General features: G+C 65.4%; 20 protein-coding genes. 13 read left to right on the top strand and 7 right to left on the bottom strand.

Features of this window, described 5'->3' with window-relative positions; all coding sequences use genetic code 11:
- Window positions 1-121 precede the first annotated feature (121 nt).
- The 4 genes from ASF09_RS06445 (at window position 122) to ASF09_RS06430 (ending at window position 5658) form a co-directional block, all read left to right on the top strand.
- Window positions 122-1258, top strand: a complete 1137-nt coding sequence (locus tag ASF09_RS06445) for a thiolase family protein (protein WP_060525433.1) — start codon at window positions 122-124, stop codon at window positions 1256-1258.
- Window positions 1258-3576, top strand: a complete 2319-nt coding sequence (locus ASF09_RS06440; protein WP_060525710.1) for a 3-hydroxyacyl-CoA dehydrogenase/enoyl-CoA hydratase family protein — start codon at window positions 1258-1260, stop codon at window positions 3574-3576. Before ASF09_RS06445 ends, ASF09_RS06440 begins: the two co-directional genes overlap by 1 nt.
- 316 nt (window positions 3577-3892) lie before the next feature.
- Window positions 3893-4303: a DUF2147 domain-containing protein gene (locus ASF09_RS06435; RefSeq protein ID WP_060525432.1), complete on the top strand. Its 411-nt coding sequence runs from the start codon at window positions 3893-3895 to the stop codon at window positions 4301-4303.
- Between the two features lie 50 nt (window positions 4304-4353).
- Window positions 4354-5658, top strand: coding sequence for an OmpP1/FadL family transporter (locus tag ASF09_RS06430; RefSeq protein WP_060525431.1), 1305 nt, complete (start codon window positions 4354-4356; stop codon window positions 5656-5658).
- Window positions 5659-5700: 42 nt separating this feature from the next.
- Here ASF09_RS06430 and ASF09_RS06425 read toward each other — a convergent pair whose 3' ends face one another.
- Complete coding sequence (locus ASF09_RS06425) at window positions 5701-6228, bottom strand: gamma carbonic anhydrase family protein (protein WP_060525709.1); 528 nt, start codon at window positions 6226-6228, stop codon at window positions 5701-5703.
- Window positions 6203-8323: a malate synthase G gene (locus ASF09_RS06420; protein WP_060525708.1), complete on the bottom strand. Its 2121-nt coding sequence runs from the start codon at window positions 8321-8323 to the stop codon at window positions 6203-6205. Before ASF09_RS06420 ends, ASF09_RS06425 begins: the two co-directional genes overlap by 26 nt.
- Window positions 8324-8425: 102 nt before the next feature.
- Here ASF09_RS06420 and ASF09_RS06415 point away from each other — a divergent pair, with 102 nt between their 5' ends.
- Complete coding sequence (locus ASF09_RS06415) at window positions 8426-9301, top strand: LysR family transcriptional regulator (protein ID WP_060525430.1); 876 nt, start codon at window positions 8426-8428, stop codon at window positions 9299-9301.
- Here the strand turns inward: ASF09_RS06415 and ASF09_RS06410 are convergent.
- Window positions 9256-9744: a MarR family winged helix-turn-helix transcriptional regulator gene (locus tag ASF09_RS06410; protein ID WP_060525429.1), complete on the bottom strand. Its 489-nt coding sequence runs from the start codon at window positions 9742-9744 to the stop codon at window positions 9256-9258. The two genes, ASF09_RS06415 and ASF09_RS06410, sit on opposite strands and share 46 nt — an antisense overlap.
- A 79-nt stretch (window positions 9745-9823) precedes the next feature.
- On the opposite strand from ASF09_RS06410, the gene hppD reads away from it, so the two are divergent.
- The 5 genes from hppD (at window position 9824) to trhO (ending at window position 14452) form a co-directional block, all read left to right on the top strand.
- On the top strand, window positions 9824-10894 hold the full coding sequence (gene hppD, locus ASF09_RS06405) for a 4-hydroxyphenylpyruvate dioxygenase (protein WP_060525428.1): 1071 nt from the start codon (window positions 9824-9826) through the stop codon (window positions 10892-10894).
- A 205-nt stretch (window positions 10895-11099) separates the two neighbouring features.
- Window positions 11100-12437, top strand: a complete 1338-nt coding sequence (gene hmgA / locus ASF09_RS06400; RefSeq protein WP_082444113.1) for a homogentisate 1,2-dioxygenase — start codon at window positions 11100-11102, stop codon at window positions 12435-12437.
- Window positions 12434-13078 (top strand): maleylacetoacetate isomerase, encoded by a 645-nt coding sequence (maiA, locus tag ASF09_RS06395; protein ID WP_060525427.1) that lies wholly within the window; start codon window positions 12434-12436, stop codon window positions 13076-13078. The genes hmgA and maiA overlap by 4 nt, the downstream gene beginning before the upstream one ends.
- On the top strand, window positions 13075-13440 hold the full coding sequence (locus tag ASF09_RS06390) for a Rieske (2Fe-2S) protein (protein WP_060525426.1): 366 nt from the start codon (window positions 13075-13077) through the stop codon (window positions 13438-13440). The genes maiA and ASF09_RS06390 overlap by 4 nt, the downstream gene beginning before the upstream one ends.
- A 55-nt stretch (window positions 13441-13495) precedes the next feature.
- Window positions 13496-14452: an oxygen-dependent tRNA uridine(34) hydroxylase TrhO gene (gene trhO / locus ASF09_RS06385; RefSeq protein WP_060525425.1), complete on the top strand. Its 957-nt coding sequence runs from the start codon at window positions 13496-13498 to the stop codon at window positions 14450-14452.
- Window positions 14453-14592: 140 nt separating this feature from the next.
- On the opposite strand, the gene ASF09_RS06380 is transcribed toward trhO, so the two are convergent.
- From ASF09_RS06380 to ASF09_RS06365, 4 genes are read right to left on the bottom strand one after another with little or no spacing between them, the layout of a single operon-like run.
- Window positions 14593-15075: an ankyrin repeat domain-containing protein gene (locus ASF09_RS06380; protein WP_235529685.1), complete on the bottom strand. Its 483-nt coding sequence runs from the start codon at window positions 15073-15075 to the stop codon at window positions 14593-14595.
- Window positions 15076-15103: 28 nt separating this feature from the next.
- The gene (locus tag ASF09_RS06375; protein WP_060525424.1) at window positions 15104-16273 is read right to left on the bottom strand and encodes a glutathionylspermidine synthase family protein; all 1170 of its coding nucleotides are present in this window, start codon (window positions 16271-16273) and stop codon (window positions 15104-15106) included.
- Window positions 16273-17022: a PspA/IM30 family protein gene (locus tag ASF09_RS06370; protein WP_060525423.1), complete on the bottom strand. Its 750-nt coding sequence runs from the start codon at window positions 17020-17022 to the stop codon at window positions 16273-16275. The genes ASF09_RS06375 and ASF09_RS06370 overlap by 1 nt, the downstream gene beginning before the upstream one ends.
- A gap of 25 nt (window positions 17023-17047) precedes the next feature.
- Window positions 17048-17482 (bottom strand): YjfI family protein, encoded by a 435-nt coding sequence (locus ASF09_RS06365; RefSeq protein ID WP_060525422.1) that lies wholly within the window; start codon window positions 17480-17482, stop codon window positions 17048-17050.
- 226 nt (window positions 17483-17708) lie between these two features.
- On the opposite strand from ASF09_RS06365, the gene ASF09_RS06360 reads away from it, so the two are divergent.
- The 3 genes from ASF09_RS06360 to ASF09_RS06350 are packed head-to-tail and all read left to right on the top strand — an operon-like array spanning window position 17709 to window position 19377.
- On the top strand, window positions 17709-18350 hold the full coding sequence (locus ASF09_RS06360) for a DUF2491 family protein (RefSeq protein ID WP_060525421.1): 642 nt from the start codon (window positions 17709-17711) through the stop codon (window positions 18348-18350).
- Window positions 18351-18382: 32 nt separating this feature from the next.
- Window positions 18383-18796 carry a DUF350 domain-containing protein gene (locus ASF09_RS06355; RefSeq protein ID WP_060525420.1) on the top strand — a complete coding sequence of 138 codons (414 nt, stop codon included), beginning with the start codon at window positions 18383-18385 and terminating at the stop codon, window positions 18794-18796.
- Between the two features lie 11 nt (window positions 18797-18807).
- Window positions 18808-19377, top strand: a complete 570-nt coding sequence (locus ASF09_RS06350; RefSeq protein WP_060525419.1) for a DUF1190 domain-containing protein — start codon at window positions 18808-18810, stop codon at window positions 19375-19377.
- Window positions 19378-19416 lie beyond the last annotated feature (39 nt).

The raw sequence follows: 19416 nt of genomic DNA, 5'->3' as shown, positions 1-19416 counted from the left end.
ATAACATGGTGTGCGTAAGCCATATTGTCGGCCGCTTCACCTTGACGTAAAGGTGAGGTATCGCACCTTAAGGGTAACCCGCAAGCGTTAACCGGGTCGACCGCAATATGAGAGGATCATCGTGACCAACGTCGTCATCGCCGGGTACGCCCGTTCGCCGTTCCACCTCGCCGGCAAGGGCGAGCTCGCCCGCGTCCGTCCGGACGATCTCGCCGCGCAGACGATTCGCGGGTTGCTCGACAAGACCGGCGTCGATCCCGCCGAGATCGAGGACATCATCCTCGGTTGCGCCTTCCCCGAGGGCGAGCAGGGCCTCAATGTCGCCAAGCTGATCGCACAGATCGCCGACCTGCCGATCTCGGTCGGCGGCATGACGGTCAACCGGTTCTGCGGCTCGTCGATGAGCGCGATCCACATCGCCTATGGCCAAATCGCGGTCGGCGCGGGCGAGGCGTTCATCTGCGCGGGCCTCGAATCGATGAGCCGCGTGCCGATGGGCGGCTACAACCCCCTCCCCAACCCCGAGCTCGCGAAGAAGAGCGCCGGCGCGTACATGGGCATGGGCGAGACCGCCGAGAACGTCGCGCGCCAATACCAGATTACGCGCGCCGAGCAGGACGCGTTCGCGGTGAAGAGCCAGGACAAGGCCGCCGCCGCGCGCGCCGATGGCCGCTTGTCCGACGAGATCGTGACGATCCAGACCAAGGCGGGCCCGGTCAGCCAGGACGGCACAATCCGCGCCGGCACGACCACCGAGGCGCTCGCCGGACTGAAGCCTGCGTTCAGCGCGGACGGTTCGGTGACCGCCGGTACGTCCTCGCCGCTGACCGATGGTGCGTCTGCCGTGCTGGTCACCTCTGAGGAGTTCGCCAAGAAGCACGGCCTGACGATCCTCGCGCGGATCAAGTCAATCGGCGTGTCGGGCTGCGCGCCCGAGACGATGGGGCTCGGCCCGATCGGTGCTTCGAAGAAGGCGCTGGAGCGGGCCGGGATCACCGTCGCGGACCTCGACGTGGTCGAGATCAACGAGGCGTTCGCGAGCCAGGCGATCGCCTGCATCCGCGATCTCGGCCTGAAGGACGAGACGATCAACCTCGACGGCGGCGCGATCGCGATCGGCCATCCGCTCGGCGCGACCGGCGCGCGGATCGTCGGCAAGGCGGCCGCGCTGCTGTCGCGCGAGGGCGGCCGCTATGCGCTGGCTACCCAGTGCATCGGCGGCGGTCAGGGCATCGCTACGGTGCTGGAGCGCGCATGATGGTCGATCAGGTCAAGAAGGTCTGCGTCATCGGCGCAGGCGTGATGGGTGCGGGCATCGCGGCGCAGGTCGCCAATGCCGGGATCCCCGTGTTGCTGCTCGATATCGTACCCCGAGAGGGTGACGACCGCGATGCAGTGGCAAAGGGCGCGGTCGCGAAGATGCTCAAGACCGACCCGGCCCCCTTCATGTCGAAGCGTGCGGCCAAGCTGGTCGAGACGGGCAACATCGACGATCACCTCGACCGGGTCGCCGAGTGCGACTGGATCGTCGAGGCGATCGTCGAGCGGCTCGACATCAAGCAGGCGCTGTATGCCAAGCTCGAGGCTTTGAAGCGCCCCGGCACTGCGGTGTCATCGAACACCTCGACGATCCCTCTCGGCAACCTCGTCGAGGGGCGTTCGGATCAGTTCAAGGCCGACTTCCTGATCACGCACTTCTTCAACCCGCCGCGTTACATGCGGCTGGTCGAGATCGTCCGCGGTGAGCACACCGACGTCGCGGTCGCCGAGAAGGTCGAGGATTTCGTCGATCGTTTCATGGGCAAGCGCATCGTCCGCGCGAAGGACACGCCGGGCTTCATCGCCAACCGCATCGGCACCTACTGGCTGGCGATCGCGATCAACGCGGCGATGGACCAGGGGCTGACCGTCGAGGAAGCTGACCAGATCGGCGGACGTCCGATGGGCGTGCCGAAAACCGGGATCTTCGGGCTGGTGGATCTCGTCGGCGTCGATCTGATGCCGCTGCTGTCGAAGAGCCTTTCTTCTACGCTGCCGGCTGGCGATCCGTATTTCGATACGGTGCGTCCGCTGCCGCTGGTCGACAAGATGATCGCGGAAGGGTTCACCGGCCGCAAGGGCAAGGGCGGGTTCTACCGCTTCGACAAGGCGACGCGGACCAAGCTCTCGCTCGACCTCGCGACCGGCGAGTACCGTGCTGAAGCCAAGCCCGCTGAATTGCCGGGCAAGACAGGCAAGGACCTCGCGGCGCTAATCGCTGAGCCGGGCAAGATCGGCACCTATGCTTGGTCGATCCTCGGGAACACGCTGTCCTATGCGGCGATGCTCGTCGGCGAAGCAGCAGACGATGTCGTCGCGATCGATGATGCGATGAAGCTCGGCTACAACTGGAAATACGGGCCGTTCGAACTGATCGACCGGATGGGGCCGGGCGTGCTCGCCGCCCGCCTTACCGAGGAAGGTCGCGACGTTCCTGCGATCCTGACGACCGCGGGCGACCGTCCGTTCTACCGCGTCGAGAACGGCCAGCGTCAGTATCTCACAGCTGGCGGTGAATACGCCGATGTCCCCCGCGCGGACGGTGTCGAACTGCTGGAGGACATCAAGCTCCGTTCACAGCCGATCCTCACGAACCTGTCGGCGTCGCTCTGGGACGTCGGCGACGGCGTCGCGGCGCTCGAGTTCCACACCAAGATGAATGCGCTCGACGACCAGGTCGTGGCGCTCATCAACGAAACTATCCCGGTCGTCCGCGAGCGCTTCAAGGCGCTGGTGGTGTATAACGAGGCGTCGAACTTCTCGGCGGGCGCGAACCTCGGCGCAGCGATGTTCGCGGTCGGCGCGGGCCTGTGGGACATGGTCGAGGCCAGCGTCTCGGGCGGTCAGCAGGTGTACAAGGCGCTCAAATACGCGCCCTTCCCGGTCGTCAGCGCACCGGCCGGGCTCGCGCTGGGTGGCGGGTGCGAGATCCTGCTCCACTCGGACGCGGTGCAGGCGCATGCCGAGACCTATGCAGGCCTCGTCGAGTGCGGCGTCGGGCTCGTTCCCGGCTGGGGCGGCAATGGCGAGATGCTCGACCGCTGGACCAAGTCGCGCACGCTCCCGAACGGGCCGATGCCGGTGCTGACCAAGGTGTTCCAGGCGGTCTCCACCGCGCAGGTCGCCAAGTCGGCAGCGGAGGCGAAGGAGATGATGATCCTGCGCAAGGCCGACGGCATCACGATGAACCGTGATCGGTTGCTGGCGGATGCGAAAGCCAAGGCGCTGTCGCTGGTCGAGGGCTATGTAGCGCCGGAGAAGCCGACGTTTCGTCTGGCGGGCGCGAGCGGCCGGACGGGGCTGAACATGGCGGTTGCGGACTTTCACAAGAAGGGCATGGCGACCGACTACGACCTCGTCGTCGCGGATCGTCTCGCCGAGGTGCTGACCGGCGGTGAGGCGGATCTGGTCGACACGGTGACCGAGGATCAGTTGCTCGACCTGGAGCGCGCGGCATTCATGGCGAGCGTCAAGGATCCGCGGACGCAGGCGCGCGTCGTCCACATGCTGCAGACTGGGAAGCCGCTGCGGAACTGAGCAGCCACTTACTCCGTCACCCCGGACTAGTTCCGGGGGCCACCGTTCCGCGAGCTCGATACCTTCGAGGGGGCGGAACGGTGGATGCCGGAACGAGCCCGGCATGACGGAGGCGCCCGCAGCATGACGGAGTGGGCTCATGAACACTTTTTCACCGCCCGGAATCAGTAAGAAGACTTGACTTGTCTTCGTACAATTCTACGGCGAAACGATACATGCCGTATACGGCAGCAAGCTCGCGGTAACGTCGCTAGCCTGACAAGATTTTAACGACCGTACAGATACGGCGTCCCTACATCCAAGGAGAGGATAGAAGATGTCCCTGTTGATTATCGGCGCATTTCTAGCGGGCGCGCCCGCCACCGCCGAGACCGTCATCGGCCGCTGGAAGACCGAAACCCACAACGCGATCGTCGAGATCAGCCGCTGTGGCCCGTCGATCTGCGGCAAGATTCTCACCTCCGATGCGCTGCGCGCCAATCCTTCGATGAAGGATGCGAACAATTCCAACACCGCGCTGCGCAATCGCCCGATCCAAGGCATGCAGATGCTGAGCGGGTTCAAGCCCGACAAGGACGGCGTCTGGAGCAGCGGGCAGGTCTACAATGCCGAGGACGGCAAGACCTATAGTGGCAAGATCACCCCACTCGGCGCGAACCAGCTCAAGTTGCGCGGCTGCGTCTTCTTCCCGCTCTGCAAGACCCAGACCTGGACGCGCGTGCGCTGAGTCGCACTGTTCCGTCTTCCACTATCAGTATAGCTTTCAGGATTTTATCCATGACGTTTCGCACCAAAGCTCCACTTCTCGCGGTTTCCGCGCTCGTATCCGCCTTCGGGTTTGCCAGCACTGCATATGCCGATGCGTTCTATCTCGAAGCGCAGTCGGCGCGTGGCGCAGGGCGCGCCTTCTCCGGTGAAGGCGCCGATACCGGCCCTTCGTCGCTGTGGTGGAACCCCGCCGCGATCGCCGGCATCCGCGATGGCAGCGCTGCGATCAGCGCTACTGCGATCCTTCCCAAGGGCGACGTGATCGACAACGGCACGGTGATCCGCCGTCCAGGGCAGGCCTTCGCCCCCGTCGGCGGCAACGGCACATCGCGCGATCCGATCAACAACGGTGTCGTGCCGTCGGGCGCGGTCGCCTATCCGCTGACCGACCGGATCGCGATCGGCGTGTCCGTGACGTCGCCGTTCAGCTTCACGACGAACTACGAGAAGAACAGCTGGGCTCGGTACAGCGCGGACAAGACCCGCTTGCGGACGATCGACATCCAGCCGTCGATCGGCGTCGCGGTGACCGACTGGCTCCGCGTCGGTGGTGCACTGAACGTCGAGTATACCGACGCCACCCTCAACAATGCGCTGCCCAACGTGTCGGCGGCGCTGCCGGACGGCTTCCAGCAGCTCAAGGGCGATGGTTGGGATTTCGGTTGGACCGCCGGCGTACAGCTGCATAACGACTTCGCCACCGTCGGCATCAGCTACAAGTCGAGCATCCGCCACAATCTGAAGGGGAGCCTCGACATCTCCGGGCTGGTCGGCCCGCTGGCGGGGTCGAACGTGTCGCTCGACGGCGCGAAAGCGAGCTTCAACACCCCGGGCCAGGTCATCGTCGCCGGCCGTGTCCGCGCCACCAACGCGCTGACGCTGAACGCACAGGTGGTCGCGTACAACTGGAGCAAGTTCGACACGATCGATCTGGGCGCGCCGCTGAACACTGCGATCCCGGAGAACTATCGCGATAGCTGGAGCCTCGCGGGCGGTTTCGATTATGACGTCACCCCCAAGGCGACGATCCGCGCTGGCGTACAGCGGACCAAGACGCCGACCCAGAACGGCCTGCGCGATGCGCGCGTGCCGGACGCGGACCGCTGGACCTATGCCGCGGGTGGTTCGTACCAGCTGACCTCGCACATCGCGCTCGACGCGGCAGCGAGCTATGTCGACTTCTCGGATACGACGATCGACCGGGTAACCGCAGCCTATGCGGGAACCGCAGCGCAGACGCCGATCATCACCAACGGCTTCCTGCAGAACGCGCACGCGGTCGTGCTGTCGCTGGGTGGCCGGGTCACCTTCTGATAGCGTCCGCCTTCAAGATCCTCCCCCTGGCAGGGGAGGATCTTATACTTCGATCAGTCTCAGGCCCTCGGCATAGATGCGCTGCTTGGCCGCGTACGCCGAAGCCGACGTCTTCAGCGCGGCAATCGCTTCCGGCGACAATTCCCGTACAGCCTTGGCAGGCGCGCCGACGATCAGGCTGCCGGCCGGGAACACCTTCCCCTCCGTCACCAGCGCGTTCGCACCGATCAGGCAATTCTCGCCGATCACCGCGTTGTTGAGAATCGTCGCGCCCATCCCGACCAGCACGTTGTCGCCGACCGTGCAGCCGTGAAGAATCGCGTGATGGCCGATCGTGCAGCCTTCGCCAACGGTCAGCGGCGCGTCGGGATCGGAATGCAGCATCGCGCCTTCCTGGATGTTGGTCTGCGCACCGACGAGGATCGGCGTGTTGTCGGCGCGGATCACCGCACCGAACCAGACGCTTGCCCCCTCCCCTAGTCGCGCGTCACCGATCACGTCGGCGGACGGCGCGACCCAGACGTCGTCGGCCAACGTCGGTCGTTTACCCTCGATCGCGTAGAGCGGCATCGGCATCCCTTTCCTTAACCCGCTTACGGAACGCGTGGAGCAGCGGCTCGGTATAGCCGCTCGGCTGCGTGAGACCATCGAAGACGAGTGCCCGAGCGGCCTGGAACGCGAGGCTCTCGTCCTCGTGCCCCGCCATCGGCCGGTACAGCGGATCGCCCGCATTCTGCGCATCGACCTTCGCCGCCATCCGCCGCAGCGCCGCGTCCGCCTCGTCTGGCGTCGCGACCCCGTGGAGCAGCCAGTTCGCCATGTGCTGCGAACTGATCCGCAGCGTCGCGCGATCCTCCATCAGGCCGATGTCGTGGATATCGGGCACCTTCGAACAGCCGACGCCTTGGTCAACCCAGCGCACCACGTAGCCGAGGATACCCTGCGCGTTGTTCTCCAGTTCCTCGCGCACCTCGTCCGGCTGCCAATTGTGTCCGGTCGCAACCGGGATCGTCAGCAGCGCATCGAGCGAGGCGATCGGCTCGGCCTTCCGCTCCGCCTGCCGCGCGAACACGTCGATGCGATGGTAGTGCGTCGCGTGCAGTGTCGCGGCGGTCGGCGACGGCACCCAGGCGGTGTTCGCGCCGGTCATCGGATGCGCGATCTTCTGCTTGAGCATGTCCGCCATCCGGTCCGGCGCGGCCCACATGCCCTTGCCGATCTGCGCCTTGCCGCTGAGCCCGCAGGCGAGCCCGATCTGGACGTTGCGATCCTCATACGCCTTGATCCACGACGAGGCCTTCATGTCGCCCTTTCGGATCATCGGGCCGACACGCATCGAGGTGTGCATCTCGTCGCCGGTGCGATCGAGGAAGCCGGTGTTGATGAACACGACGCGGTCCTTCACCGCGGCGATGCACGCGGCGAGATTGGCCGACGTACGGCGCTCCTCGTCCATCACGCCGACCTTGATCGTATGGCGCGTGAGGCCGAGCAGGTCCTCGATCGCGTCGAACAGGCGGTTGGTGAAGGCGGCCTCGTCGGTGCCGTGCATCTTCGGTTTGACGATGTAGATCGAGCCTGCGCGGCTGTTGCGGATCGCGCCCACGCCTTTGAGATCGTGCAACCCGATCAGCGACGTGACGATGCCGTCGAGGATGCCTTCGGGTGCCTCGCTGCCGTCGGCAAGTAAGATCGCGGGCGTGGTCATCAGGTGTCCGACGTTGCGCACGAACATCAGGCTGCGGCCGGGGAGCGTGAACGCGCTGCCATCGGGGGCGGTGTACTGTCGGTCAGGTTCGAGCGCCCGCGTAACCGTGCGGCCGCCCTTTTCGAAGCTGGCGGTCAGGTCGCCCTTCATCAGCCCAAGCCAATTGGCATAGGCGGCAACCTTGTCTTCGGCATCGACTGCGGCGATCGAATCCTCGAGATCGGCAATCGTGCTGAGTGCGGATTCGAGGACGACGTCGGCGAGGTTCGCGGGGTCGTCACGACCGATCGGATGCTGAGGATCGATCACAAGCTCAATGTGCAGGCCATTGTGACGCAACAGAATGTTGTCGCCTGCATGCCCGATCAGCTGGCTCGGCTCGGCGAGCTCAGGCTTGCTACCCGTCCAGTCGGTCCACGATTCGTTCGCCAACGGCACCGCATCGTCGAGGAACGCCTTTGCCCAGGCAATCACCTTTGCGCCTCGCGCGGCGTCATAGCCCTTACCAGACGCTGCGCCCGGGATCGCATCGGTGCCGTAGAGCGCGTCGTACAAGCTCCCCCACCGAGCGTTCGCGGCGTTCAGCAGGAAGCGGGCGTTGAGGATCGGCACCACCAATTGCGCGCCGGCGAGCGAGGCGACCTCCGCATCGACGTTGGCCGGTGCAACCGAGAACGGCGCAGGCTCGTCGACGAGATAGCCGATCTCGCGCAGGAACGCCTGATACTCCATCTGGTCGATCGGCTTGCCGGCGCGGGCTTCGTGCCACGCGTCGATCTTAGCCTGAAGGTTATCGCGGATAGCGAGCAGCGCGGCGTTCTCTGGCGCGAACCGGGCGTAGACATCGGACACGCCTTGCCAGAACGCGGCGGGATCGAGACCCGTCCCCGGCAACGCCTGTGTCTCGATGAAGTCCGCCAGCGATGCGGCGATCTTCAGACCTGCCTTTTCGATCATCTCGGCCATGCTGCTCTCCTATGCTCTGGTAGCACGATAGACGCCCGCCACCTTCGCCACTAGACATCATAAACCGAAAGCTGTTGATCGCCTGGAGAACGAATGGATCCCGACATCGTCCTCTTCGCCGAGGTCGTCCGCACCGCCAGCCTCAGCGCGGCGGGGCGTTCGATGGGTATCTCGCCGGCGATGGTCTCGAAACGCATCGCGCGGCTGGAGGCCCGGCTGGGCGTGCGGTTGCTCAACCGGACGACGCGGCGGCTCGACCTCACCGCACGCGGCGCAGCGTATCACCGCGACATGGTGGAGATCCTCGCGGCGATCCGCGACGCAGAGGCGCGCGTGTCGGACCGTACGGATACGCCGGCCGGACCATTACGGGTCAGCGCACCTACGTCGTTCGGCCGCCTCCACATCGCGCCGCACCTCAAGCCGTTCCTCGACGCCTATCCGGCGATTGGACTCGATCTCGACCTGTCGGACGGATTCTCGGATGTGATCGGCGATCGGCTGGACCTCGCGATCCGGATAGCTCCAGCCGTGCCGCCAAGTCTGACCGGTCATCGCCTAGCCGACAGCCGTCGCGTCCTCTGCGCTGCACCGAGCTACAGCGCGCCGTGCGACGCGGCCGATCTTACGGAACACCGCCTGCTCGCAGCGAAGGGCCAGATGCCTTGGCGCCTAGCCGGACCAGATGGCGACGTTACGATCGATCGCCCGAGCTACGTCGCGACCAACTCCAGCGAGGTCGTGCGCGAACTCACGCTGGCTGGCGTCGGCATCGCGCTGCGCTCGCTATGGGATGTCAGCGCGGACTTGGCGTGCGGTCGCCTCGTGCGTGTCCTCCCGGAACTCGCCGGTTCGGCAGACGTCGGCATCTATGCGGTGCACGCGCGCGGCCCGGTGTCGTCCGGTACCACCGCGCTGCTCGATCATCTGCGCGGTCTCTGGTCGCCGACGCCGCCGTGGGAGTCCTGAACGAGGTCGATCGTCACGGCATCGATCCGTCTCAGCATCGCCACGAACTGCTCGACCTCTGCGCCTGAGAACCCGGCGAAGATCCGGCGCTCCAGATCGAGCGCTTTTGGCGCGACCGAGGCGTAAAGCGTGTGACCATCACCTGTGAGCTTCAACAGATGCGAGCGGCGATCCTCGGGGTTCGCATGCCGCTGCATCAGCCCGCGCTCGACCAGGGCGATCGCCGCGCGGCTGACGGTCACCTTGTCCATCCGGGTCTGCTGGCCGACCTGCTGCTGCGTGATGCCGTCCGCTTCGGCGACCACAGCGACCAGCCGCCACTCCGGGATCGTCAGCCCGAACAGTGCCTCATACGTATCCGCCACCGCCTCGCTGACGAGGTTCGAGGTGATCGACAGGCGATACGGGATGAAATCGTCCAAGACGAGTGCGCGGTCAGCCATATGGAAATCGTAACGATTGACACCAGTTGTTCAACCCGCCAGATTGGTAACAACGGATACCAACTGTCAGGATGTGATCATGGACCATATGGACGTAAACCCGATGGGTCTCGACGGGTTCGAGTTCGCCGAATTCACCTCGCCCGATCCCGACCGGATGGCCGCGCAGTTCGAGCAGTTCGGCTTCGTCGCCGCCTCGACCCACCCGACCAAGGCCGTCACGCGCTACAAGCAGGGCCGCATCAACCTGCTGCTCAACCGCGAAGACGGTGGCCACGCGGCGGCATTCCGCGCGGATCATGGCCCGTCGGCGAGCGGCATGGCGTTCCGCGTCCATGACGCCAAGGAAGCCTTCGACGCGGCGCTCGCCCGCGGCGCCAAGGCGGCCGATGCCAGCATGGGTGCGCTCGGTGAGGGCAGCTATGTGCTCGAAGGGATCGGTGGATCGCTGCTGTATTTGGTCGACAAGCATGGCGCGGCCGGCAGTCTGTACGACGACTGGAATGCGGTTCCGAGCGCGGCCGAAGCCGAGGCACAGAACAACGTTGGGCTCGACCTGCTCGATCACCTCACGCACAACGTGAAGCGTGGCCAGATGCGGACCTGGGCCGAATTCTATGGGCAGATCTTCGGCTTCGAGGAGCAGAAGTATTTCGACATCAAGGGCAAGGCGACCGGGCTGTTCAGCCAGGCGATGATCGCGCCCGACCGCGCGATCCGCATTCCGCTGAACGAGAGTCAGGACGACAAGAGCCAGATCGAGGAATTCATCAAGGATTACAACGGCGAGGGTATTCAGCATCTCGCGCTGACCACCGACGACATCTTCGAGACGGTCGAGAAGCTGCGCGCGCGCGGCGTCAAGCTGCAGGACACGATCGAGACCTATTATGAACTGGTCGACAAGCGCGTGCCGAACCACGGCCACGACCTCGAACGCCTGCGCCGCAACCGCATCCTGATCGACGGTAATGTCGGCGAGGAGGGGTTGTTGTTGCAGATCTTTACCGAGAACATGTTCGGGCCGATCTTCTTCGAGATCATCCAGCGCAAGGGGAATGAGGGCTTCGGCAACGGCAATTTCCAGGCGTTGTATGAGAGCATCGAGTTGGACCAGATCCGGCGTGGCGTGATCACGGTCGACGCCTGAGTGCTTAAAACCCTCTCCCCTCAGGGGAGAGGGAAAGGCGCGTTAGCGCCGAGGGTGAGGGCACGCGCCACGCCAGCACGTGCCCTCACCCTTCCGCCGCGCAAGAGCGCGTCTCCCCCTCTCTCCCCCGAGGGGAGAGGGCAAATAAGAGTTTGAACGGCCGGCGGTTCGGGCGTTGATCGGAACAGGTGACGGAGAGGAAGCCATGACAATTCACCAGCCAGTCGACGCAGCCAATGAAACCGCCGGCCAGACTGAAGACAAAGCGGCGTACCAGCCCGGCTTCGGCAACCACGTATCGACCGAGGCAATCCCCGGGGCGCTGCCGATCGGTCGCAATTCGCCGCAGCGCCCCGCGTTCGGTCTCTATACCGAGCAGCTCTCCGGCACCGCGTTCACCGCGCCCCGACACGAGAACCGCCGCAGCTGGCTCTACCGGATGCGCCCGACCGCGGAGCATCCGCCGTTCGAGCGCTATGCCGGCGCCAAGCGGTTCGCGCCCGGCACGACCGACGCGCCGCTAGCACCCAACCGCTTGCGCTGGGACCCGATCGAGGTGCCCGCCCCCGGCACTGATTTAATCGACGGCATGACGACGATGCTGGCCAACCGCGATCCCGCCGATCTCGAAGGCGTGGCGCTGCATGTCTACGCCGCCAACACTAACATGCTTTCGCGCGTCTTCATGGATGCGGACGGCGAACTGCTGTTCATCCCCCAAGCCGGACGGCTCCGGTTGCTGACCGAACTCGGCCGGATCGACATCGCCCCCGGCCAGATCGCGCTCGTGCCGCGCGGCGTCCGCTTCCGCGCCGAACTCCCCGATGGCGAAGCGCGCGGCTATGTCGCGGAGAATCACGGCGCGCTGTTCCGCCTGCCCGATCTCGGTCCGATCGGCGCCAATGGCCTCGCCAACCCGCGCGATTTCGAGACGCCGGTTGCGTGGTTCGAGGACCGTGACGAGCCGGTCGAGGTCGTCCAGAAGTTCATGGGGTCGTTGTGGACCACCACGCTCGATCACTCGCCGCTCGACGTCGTCGCGTGGCACGGCAATCTTGCGCCGTGGCGGTACGATCTGTCGCGGTTCAACACGATCAATACCGTCAGCTTCGATCATCCCGATCCGTCGATCTTCACGCTGCTGACCTCGCCGAGCGACGTGCCCGGCCGCGCAAACGCCGACTTCGTGATCTTTCCGCCACGCTGGATGGTCGCCGAAGGCACCTTCCGCCCGCCGTGGTTCCACCGCAACATTATGTCCGAGGCTATGGGGCTGATCACCGGCGCGTATGATGCGAAGGCCGAAGGGTTCGCGCCGGGCGGCATTTCGCTGCACAATCTGATGTCGGGCCACGGGCCGGATCTGGCGAGCTGGCAGGGTGCGAGCGCGGCCGACCTGAAGCCACACAAGATCGACGGGACGATGGCGTTCATGCTGGAGAGCTGCTGGCCGTACAAGCCGACCGCCTTTGCGCTCGAGCATTCGCAGCTGGATTACGACGCGGTCTGGTCCGACTTCCCGAAAGCGATCCTGCCCAAGTGAGCCTGACGCTGCACGGCTATTGGCGCTCGACCACTGCCTACCGCGTCCGCATCGCGCTGGCGCTGAAGGGCGTGGCGTATGCGCAGGTCACGCATGACCTTCGCAAAGGCGCGCAACGCGAGGCGGGGTATCGCACGCTCAATCCTCAGGAGCTCGTTCCGGCGCTGGAGACTGACGACCGGATCTTGACGCAGAGCCCCGCGATTCTCGAATGGATCGACGAGACGTATCCCGATCCACCGCTGCTCCCCGTTGGCGCCAACGACCGGGCGATCGTCCGTGCGATGGCCGCGACGATCGCCTGCGACATTCATCCGGTGAACAATCTTCGTATTCTGAACGCCTTGCGGACCGAGTTCGGGGCCGACGAGGCAGCGGTAAACCGCTGGATCGCACGCTGGATCGGCGACGGTTTCGCCGCGCTCGAGACGCAGATCGCGCGCTATGGTGACGGATTCGCGTTCGGCGAGACACCGACGATCGCCGATTGTCATCTCGTGCCGCAAGTGTATTCGGCCGAGCGATTTGGGGTCGATCTTTCGCCTTACCCGAAGCTCAAGGCGGCAGCAGAGAACGCCCGCGCCCTACCCGCCTTCACCGCTGCACACCCAGATCGGCAGCCGGACGCCGACCGCGCATGAGCGACGGCGAACGGCTGACCGCGACGCCCGGCGGCATTAAGCTCGCGCCGCTCGACGCGATCGCGGACGGCAAGGCCCGCAACTTCGTGCTGCAGATGCGCGCCGGCCGCTTCCACGGCTTCGTCATACGCAAGGACGACGCGGTGTTCGGCTATGTCGATCGCTGCCCGCACATGGGACTGCCGCTCGCGCAGGTGCTCGACCAGTATCTCACGCCGCGCGGGGACCTGATCGCGTGTAGCTGGCATTCCGCACTGTTCGAGATCGACAGCGGCGTGTGCGTCGGCGGACCGTGCGGGGGAACGCGACTGACACCCTGGCCCGTTGCGGTGGTCGACGGGATGATCGTTACCGCAGGCTGACGCGGGGGGCGACTTGCGCTAAGGGAGCGCACCTCCTTCCCTGCACGATGAACCGATGACCGAAACCCTCCCCATCCGCGTCGTGGCGCTGTACCGCTTCACGCCGTTCGCCGACATCGCCGCGATCCAGCCGCCGCTTGCGCTCGTGTGCTGTTCCAACGGGGTGAAGGGGACGCTGCTGCTCGCCGCCGAGGGGATAAACGGGACGATCGCGGGGTCCGAGGCGGGGATCGATGCCGTGCTTGCGCATATCCGCGCGCTGCCGGGATGCGCCGACCTCGACGTCAAGGAATCGCGCGCCGAGAGCATGCCGTTCCATCGGATGAAGGTGCGGCTGAAGCGCGAGATCGTGACGATGGGCGAGCCTGCGATCGATCCGCTGGAGGGCGTCGGCCATTATGTCGAGCCGGAGGACTGGAACGCGCTGATCGCCGAGCCGGGGACGATCATGATCGATACGCGCAACGACTATGAGGTCGCGGTCGGGACGTTTGCCGGCGCGGTCGATCCGCAGACGCGGACATTCCGGGATTTTCCGGCGTGGTTTCGCGAGCATCGCAACGAGTTGGTCGGGGACGGCCCGCCGCCTAAGATCGCGATGTTCTGCACCGGGGGGATACGCTGCGAGAAGTCGACCGCGTTCCTGAAGGCCGAGGGGCTCGACGAGGTGTATCACCTCAAGGGCGGCATCCTGAAGTATCTGGAAACCGTGCCCGCGGCGGAGAGCCTTTGGGAGGGCGAGTGTTTCGTGTTCGATCAGCGGGTTACGGTTGGACATGGGCTCGCGTTGGGAAGTCATGTCCTGTGCCACGCGTGCCGGATGCCGGTGAGCGTGGAGAATCGTGGCTCGCCGCTGTATGTCGAGGGGGTGAGTTGCCCAGCGTGTCATGATGCGCGGGATGAGGTGCAGCGCGCGGGCTATGCCGAGCGCGAGCGGCAGATGCGGTTGGCCGAGGCTCGGGGCGAGACGCATGTCGGGGCGGTTTTGCCAAAGACGCATGGGGCGGATTGATCCGCACCGCCTTGACCGGCTTCACCACCCCGGCGAAGGCCGGGGTCCAATTGGGGAACGGCGCTAACGAAGCGCAGTTTGCCGTTACTGCAACCTTTCCAATTGGACCCCGGCCTTCGCCGGGGTGGTGGCGTAGGGGGCTAACCCGTCGTTGCGAAACGTGCGGCCAACGCCGCGTTACCCTGCGAAACCGATAGCGAATGCACGCTGTTCCCTGCCGCATCGACGATCGCCGGGTCCGCGCCGTGTTCTAACAACAGATCGATCATCGTCGTCTTGTTTACCAGCGCGGCCATCATCAGCGCGGTCTGGCCGACGCCGTTCCGCCGGTTCACGTCAGCGCCCGCATCAAGCAGGATCTGAGCGATTTCGCCGTAACCTTTAAAGCAGACGCCCATCAGGGCGGTGTTGCCGCGCGCATCCGCTGCGCCATCAACCTGTGCTCCAGCCGCCAGGAGAGCCGCGGTGGCTTCGGCTTGGCCGTTGTAGCTGGCGATCACCAGCGGCGTGTAGCCTTTCGCATCGGTCACCTCGATGTCGACGCCCGCCTGCAACAATGCCGGGATCATCTCGTCCCGCCCCGTCCGCGCGGCGTCGAACATCAGTTCGACCAGCCGCTCCATCGGCGGCAACGGGGGCAGGTCTCGCGACTCAGTCATCATTTGCCTCGATGATATGCGGCACGAACCGCGCGAGATTGCGCGTCACGACCGTGTCGTCCTCCCGAACGCCGATCCCGGCGGCTTCGTTGCCGACCATCCACGCGCCGATCACCGGATGGCGGCCGTCGAACACGGGTGGCGGTGCATAGGCCTGGCGGATCGCACCCTCCGCCCCGTAACCCTGGTCGAGCACCGCGTAGCTGCTATCGCCGATCACCTCGACGTTCGCACCCTCGCGCGAGAACAAAGGTTTGCGGACATACTTAGGCCCGAGGATCTTCGCGGCGGGATCGTCGTCGAAGAACGCGGGGAGCAGGTTCGGATGCTCGGGTTGGCGCTCCCACAGCAGCGGGAGGATGCCCTTGTTCGACAGGATCGACTTCCACGCCGGCTCGATCCAACGCACGTCGGCGCGCGACAGGTTCGGCGCATAGGGCTCGCGGAGCATGAATTCCCAGGGATACAGCTTGAACGCGGCCTGCACCTCGAAGCCATCGGTATCGACGAAGCGCCCGTCGGCAGCGAGGCCGATGTCCTTCATCTCGACGAACTTCGGCTCGATCCCGACCTGCGAAGCCAGATCCTCGAAGAACCGCACGGTCTGGCGATCCTCGATCGCCGACGCGTCCGCCGCGAAATGGACGAAGCCGCCGCTCGGGAACAGCGCACGGAAGCGTTCGCGCAGCTTGTCGAACAGGCTGTTGAACTGGTCCGTCCCGGCCGGCAACGCACCGCTCGCGAGCAGATCCTCCAGCCACATCCACTGGAACGTCGCGCATTCGAACACCGAGGTCGGCGTGTCGGCGTTATACTCGTAAAGCTTGGCCGGTCCGGTGCCGTCATAGGCAAAGTCGAACCGCCCATAGAGCGACGGCTGGCGCGTCCGCCACGTCTCCGCAACGTAGTTCCATTGCTCGCGCGGGATCGCGAGGCGTTCCATCAATTGCTGGTCGCGGACCACCTCGTCAACCAGATCGAGGCACATCGCGTGCAGCTGTTCGGCGGCGGGCTCGAGGTCCTCCTCGATCTCCGCCAGCGTGAAGGCGTATGCCGCGCCCTCGTCCCAGTATGGTTCACCATCCGTGTCGTGATAGACGAACCCGATCGCGTCGGCCCGCTCGCGCCAATCGCCGCGCGGGTCGACCGCGATCCGGCGCATCAGGAGTCCGACGTCTTGGAGTCGTCGCGCTGCCCGATCTGCAGCGTCTGGCCGAGTTCTGGCGTCTTCGGTGCGGTCAGGCGTGCGAGCACGTCGTCCGCGGACGACTGGCCGGGGCCGATGCCCGCGAGCCGCAGCTTCTCGTCGAGATCGGCACCGGTGCGGCGGTCTTCCAGTTCGCCTGCCGCCTTGATCCGCTCGCCACGGATCGCCTGGCGTTCACGAATACGCGCGAGGCTGTCCGCCGCCGAGCCCAGCTTGTTGCCCGCACCCATGCTGCCCGACGCGACCGAGGCCTGCGCCTTCTGCACCGACTCGTTGACCTTGACGACCTCGACCTCGCGGCGGAGCTGTTCGATTTTCCGATCGGTCTGCGCGACGGCGGTGTGGATCTGCTCCTCGGCGGCGCGCATGTCCTCGACCTGCGGGGACTTCAGCGCGATGTCCTGCTCAAGGTCGGCGATCCGCTGTGCGACCTGGCGCGCGAGATCCATGTTGCCCTTCTCGACCGCGATCCGCGCCGAGGCCTCGTACTTGGTCGCCTGCGCGCGGAAGCTCTCGACCTCGGTTTCGAGGATGCGGCGACGCGCTACCAGCCCCGCGAGATCGTCGCGTGCCTTGCCTTGCGCCTTGTCGGCATCGCGGATTTCCTGGTCGAGGATACGCAGCGCGTTCGCATCGACGACCGCCGCCCCGGCTTCGTGCGCGCCGGCACGACCGAGGGTGAAAAGCTTGCTCCAGATGGCCATGCCAGTCTCTCCGTTTGTATCTAAATCAGGCGGCTGGAATCTGCGCGTGGCGCAGGTCGGTGGCCGCATCGATCGCATTCTCGGCAAGCGTGCGCAGTTCGATGATCACGGTATCGAGCGGGCTCGACGTCGCGAGTTCGCCGAACAGCTCGTAATAATCGCGGCCATCGACGATGCCGATCCCGAAGTTCGACAGCGGCACCAGCTTCTGCGACTTCAGCAGGAAGGTGTTGAACGCCAACTGGTCCTCCTGCTCGTCACACGGCCACAGCAACGTCGAGCACGCGATCTGCGCCTCGCTGACGTTGACGAACAGTTCGAGGTCGCCGTGGTGGTGCATCGTCACCAGCAGCACCGGGTCCGCGCCCTCCAGGATCCGCGCGGAAAACTCGCCGGCTTTCGCGGGCTCGGACGTGTCGAGCGCGGCCTTCAGGCTGCGGACGGTCCAGATGTCGGTCAATGCAAGAACTCCCGTGCTTGTCGCTCGACCGCACACATAGGCTTTTCGCGAGCGCCTGCCACCCTCCCCACTTCCGTCATCCTGACGAAAGTCAGGAGCCAGGGTCACGGAGGGCGGCGCTGTTGGCTCTGGGTCCTGACTTTCGTCAGGATGACGGGGGTTGCGCTTTGCGAGCCCGCCCGCTTTGCCCTAAGAGGCAGGCCAACCAAAGAGACGCGAGGATTGCATGTTCGATCGCCTGTTCGGCCGCAAGCCAGCGCTTGACGGCAACGCCCTGCCCGTCGTCCGCAACGTCACGCTGGGGCGGACGGTGACGGTCGATCCGCTCGCATGGCGCCGGTTCGGGTCCGAACTCCTGTTCCCTTTCGACCGCGATACGCTGGTGATCGTCGCGCAGGGGCTGATCGACCTCAACGAGGGCGGCTTCGTCCACCGGTTCTACACCGACGACGACATCATGTTCCAGGCGGTGTCGAACGACCGCGACGGGCAGGACGTGACGGATGTCACGCTGTTCGCACCGTGGGACAGCAGCTATCCGTCGTCCGCCGCCGAGCGTCCGGCGTGGAAAAGCCGGCTCAAGGTACGCACCTTCACCGCCGAAGGACTGCCAGAATACAGCCGCGCATGGTTCGGCCCCGAAGCGAGCGAGCAGGAGCCCGTGACGTTCTGGGAGGAACTTCACGACGACCGCGACGGGATCGTCGACCGCCGCATCTTCCAGACCTGCATGCTGTTCAGCCGCGACCTGCCGGGCGATGACGGCCGCGAATTGCTGCTCGCGATCGACATGGAGACCGAGTCCGGCGACGTCTCGTTCGAGATCATGCTGGGCATGGCACTGGAACTCGGCGAGTTCAGGGCCTAGCGTCGCGCGCAGACGGCTCCGGGGGAAATGCCATGATCGACCAATACAGCTTCGGCGCCAGTGCGCTCGCCTTCCTGATCGCGTTCGTCGCAGCCGGGGCGTTCACGATACTGTTCAAGATCGTCTATCAGGTCGCGACGCCGTATCACGAGAAGTCGTTGATCCGCGAAGGCAACACCGCTGCGGCGATCACGCTGGGTGCAGCGCTGCTCGGCTATGTCCTGCCACTCGCGTCCGCGCTGACGCATACGGTTTCGCTGGTCGAGTTCGCGGTGTGGGCGCTGCTCGCCGGCGTGATCCAGATCGTCACGTTCCAGGTGGTCCAGCATTTCGTGATGCGCGACTTCAACGACCGGATCGTCCGCGGTGAAATCGCGGCGGCGACCTATATGGGCAGCATCTCGCTGTGCGTCGGCATCCTCAACGCCGCCTGCATGACGAACTGAGGGGCATAGCGATGAAGCGTTCCAGATCGATCGTCCTTACCAGCCTGATCGCAGGCTCTGGCATCTCGCTGACCGCGTGCGACGGCGATGTTGGCGGCAAACCCGTCGAGGCGCAGAGCTATGCGTCGGTGCAGGAGTGCCGCGCGGCAGGCGCGTTGTCGGCAGTCCAGTGCGACACCGCGTTCGAGCAGGCCAAGGCCGACGCGGCGAAGACCGGGCCTCGGTTCGAGGATCGCCAGACCTGCGAGGAGCAATATGGCGCCGCACAGTGCGAGCCGCGCAACAACGGCAGCGGCGGGAGCTTCTTCACGCCGTTGCTGACCGGGTTCCTGGTCGGACAGGCGCTCAACGGCGGCTTCGGCGCGCGCGGTGCGCCGATGTACCGCGATCGCGACGGCAATTATTATGGTGGCGCAGGTGGCCGCATCAACCGCGACTATGTCACCGGCCGGACGCGGGTAGGTTCGGATGCGTTCACGCCGACCACGGCAAGGGCCCCTGCCCGCGTCCAGTCGCGCAGTTCGGTGATCTCGCGCGGCGGGTTCGGTGGCGGCTTCGGCGGGCGGAGCTTCGGCGGCTAGCATCCCGTCGCCCCGGACTAGTTCCGGGATCCACCGTTC

Origin of the sequence: Sphingomonas sp. Leaf242 (assembly GCF_001422045.1) — a bacterium.
GTDB lineage: Bacteria > Pseudomonadota > Alphaproteobacteria > Sphingomonadales > Sphingomonadaceae > Sphingomonas.
Note: the sequence above shows the minus strand (reverse complement) of the source record. Positions and strands in the feature narration are given on the sequence as shown.

Excerpts from the sequence above, each read along its gene's own strand:
- ASF09_RS06425 (WP_060525709.1), bottom strand. The coding sequence starts at position 6,228 with ATGCCGCTCTACGCGATCGAGGGTAAACGACCGACGTTGGCCGACGAC.
- ASF09_RS06430 (WP_060525431.1), top strand. The coding sequence starts at position 4,354 with ATGACGTTTCGCACCAAAGCTCCACTTCTCGCGGTTTCCGCGCTCGTA.
- ASF09_RS06355 (WP_060525420.1), top strand. The coding sequence starts at position 18,383 with ATGATCGACCAATACAGCTTCGGCGCCAGTGCGCTCGCCTTCCTGATC.
- hppD (WP_060525428.1), top strand. The coding sequence starts at position 9,824 with ATGGACCATATGGACGTAAACCCGATGGGTCTCGACGGGTTCGAGTTC.
- ASF09_RS06370 (WP_060525423.1), bottom strand. The coding sequence starts at position 17,022 with ATGGCCATCTGGAGCAAGCTTTTCACCCTCGGTCGTGCCGGCGCGCAC.
- ASF09_RS06435 (WP_060525432.1), top strand. The coding sequence starts at position 3,893 with ATGTCCCTGTTGATTATCGGCGCATTTCTAGCGGGCGCGCCCGCCACC.
- ASF09_RS06410 (WP_060525429.1), bottom strand. The coding sequence starts at position 9,744 with ATGGCTGACCGCGCACTCGTCTTGGACGATTTCATCCCGTATCGCCTG.
- ASF09_RS06390 (WP_060525426.1), top strand. The coding sequence starts at position 13,075 with ATGAGCGACGGCGAACGGCTGACCGCGACGCCCGGCGGCATTAAGCTC.
- ASF09_RS06380 (WP_235529685.1), bottom strand. The coding sequence starts at position 15,075 with ATGGAGCGGCTGGTCGAACTGATGTTCGACGCCGCGCGGACGGGGCGG.
- ASF09_RS06375 (WP_060525424.1), bottom strand. The coding sequence starts at position 16,273 with ATGCGCCGGATCGCGGTCGACCCGCGCGGCGATTGGCGCGAGCGGGCC.
- ASF09_RS06420 (WP_060525708.1), bottom strand. The coding sequence starts at position 8,323 with ATGATCGAAAAGGCAGGTCTGAAGATCGCCGCATCGCTGGCGGACTTC.
- ASF09_RS06360 (WP_060525421.1), top strand. The coding sequence starts at position 17,709 with ATGTTCGATCGCCTGTTCGGCCGCAAGCCAGCGCTTGACGGCAACGCC.
- hmgA (WP_082444113.1), top strand. The coding sequence starts at position 11,100 with ATGACAATTCACCAGCCAGTCGACGCAGCCAATGAAACCGCCGGCCAG.
- ASF09_RS06415 (WP_060525430.1), top strand. The coding sequence starts at position 8,426 with ATGGATCCCGACATCGTCCTCTTCGCCGAGGTCGTCCGCACCGCCAGC.
- ASF09_RS06440 (WP_060525710.1), top strand. The coding sequence starts at position 1,258 with ATGGTCGATCAGGTCAAGAAGGTCTGCGTCATCGGCGCAGGCGTGATG.
- trhO (WP_060525425.1), top strand. The coding sequence starts at position 13,496 with ATGACCGAAACCCTCCCCATCCGCGTCGTGGCGCTGTACCGCTTCACG.
- ASF09_RS06350 (WP_060525419.1), top strand. The coding sequence starts at position 18,808 with ATGAAGCGTTCCAGATCGATCGTCCTTACCAGCCTGATCGCAGGCTCT.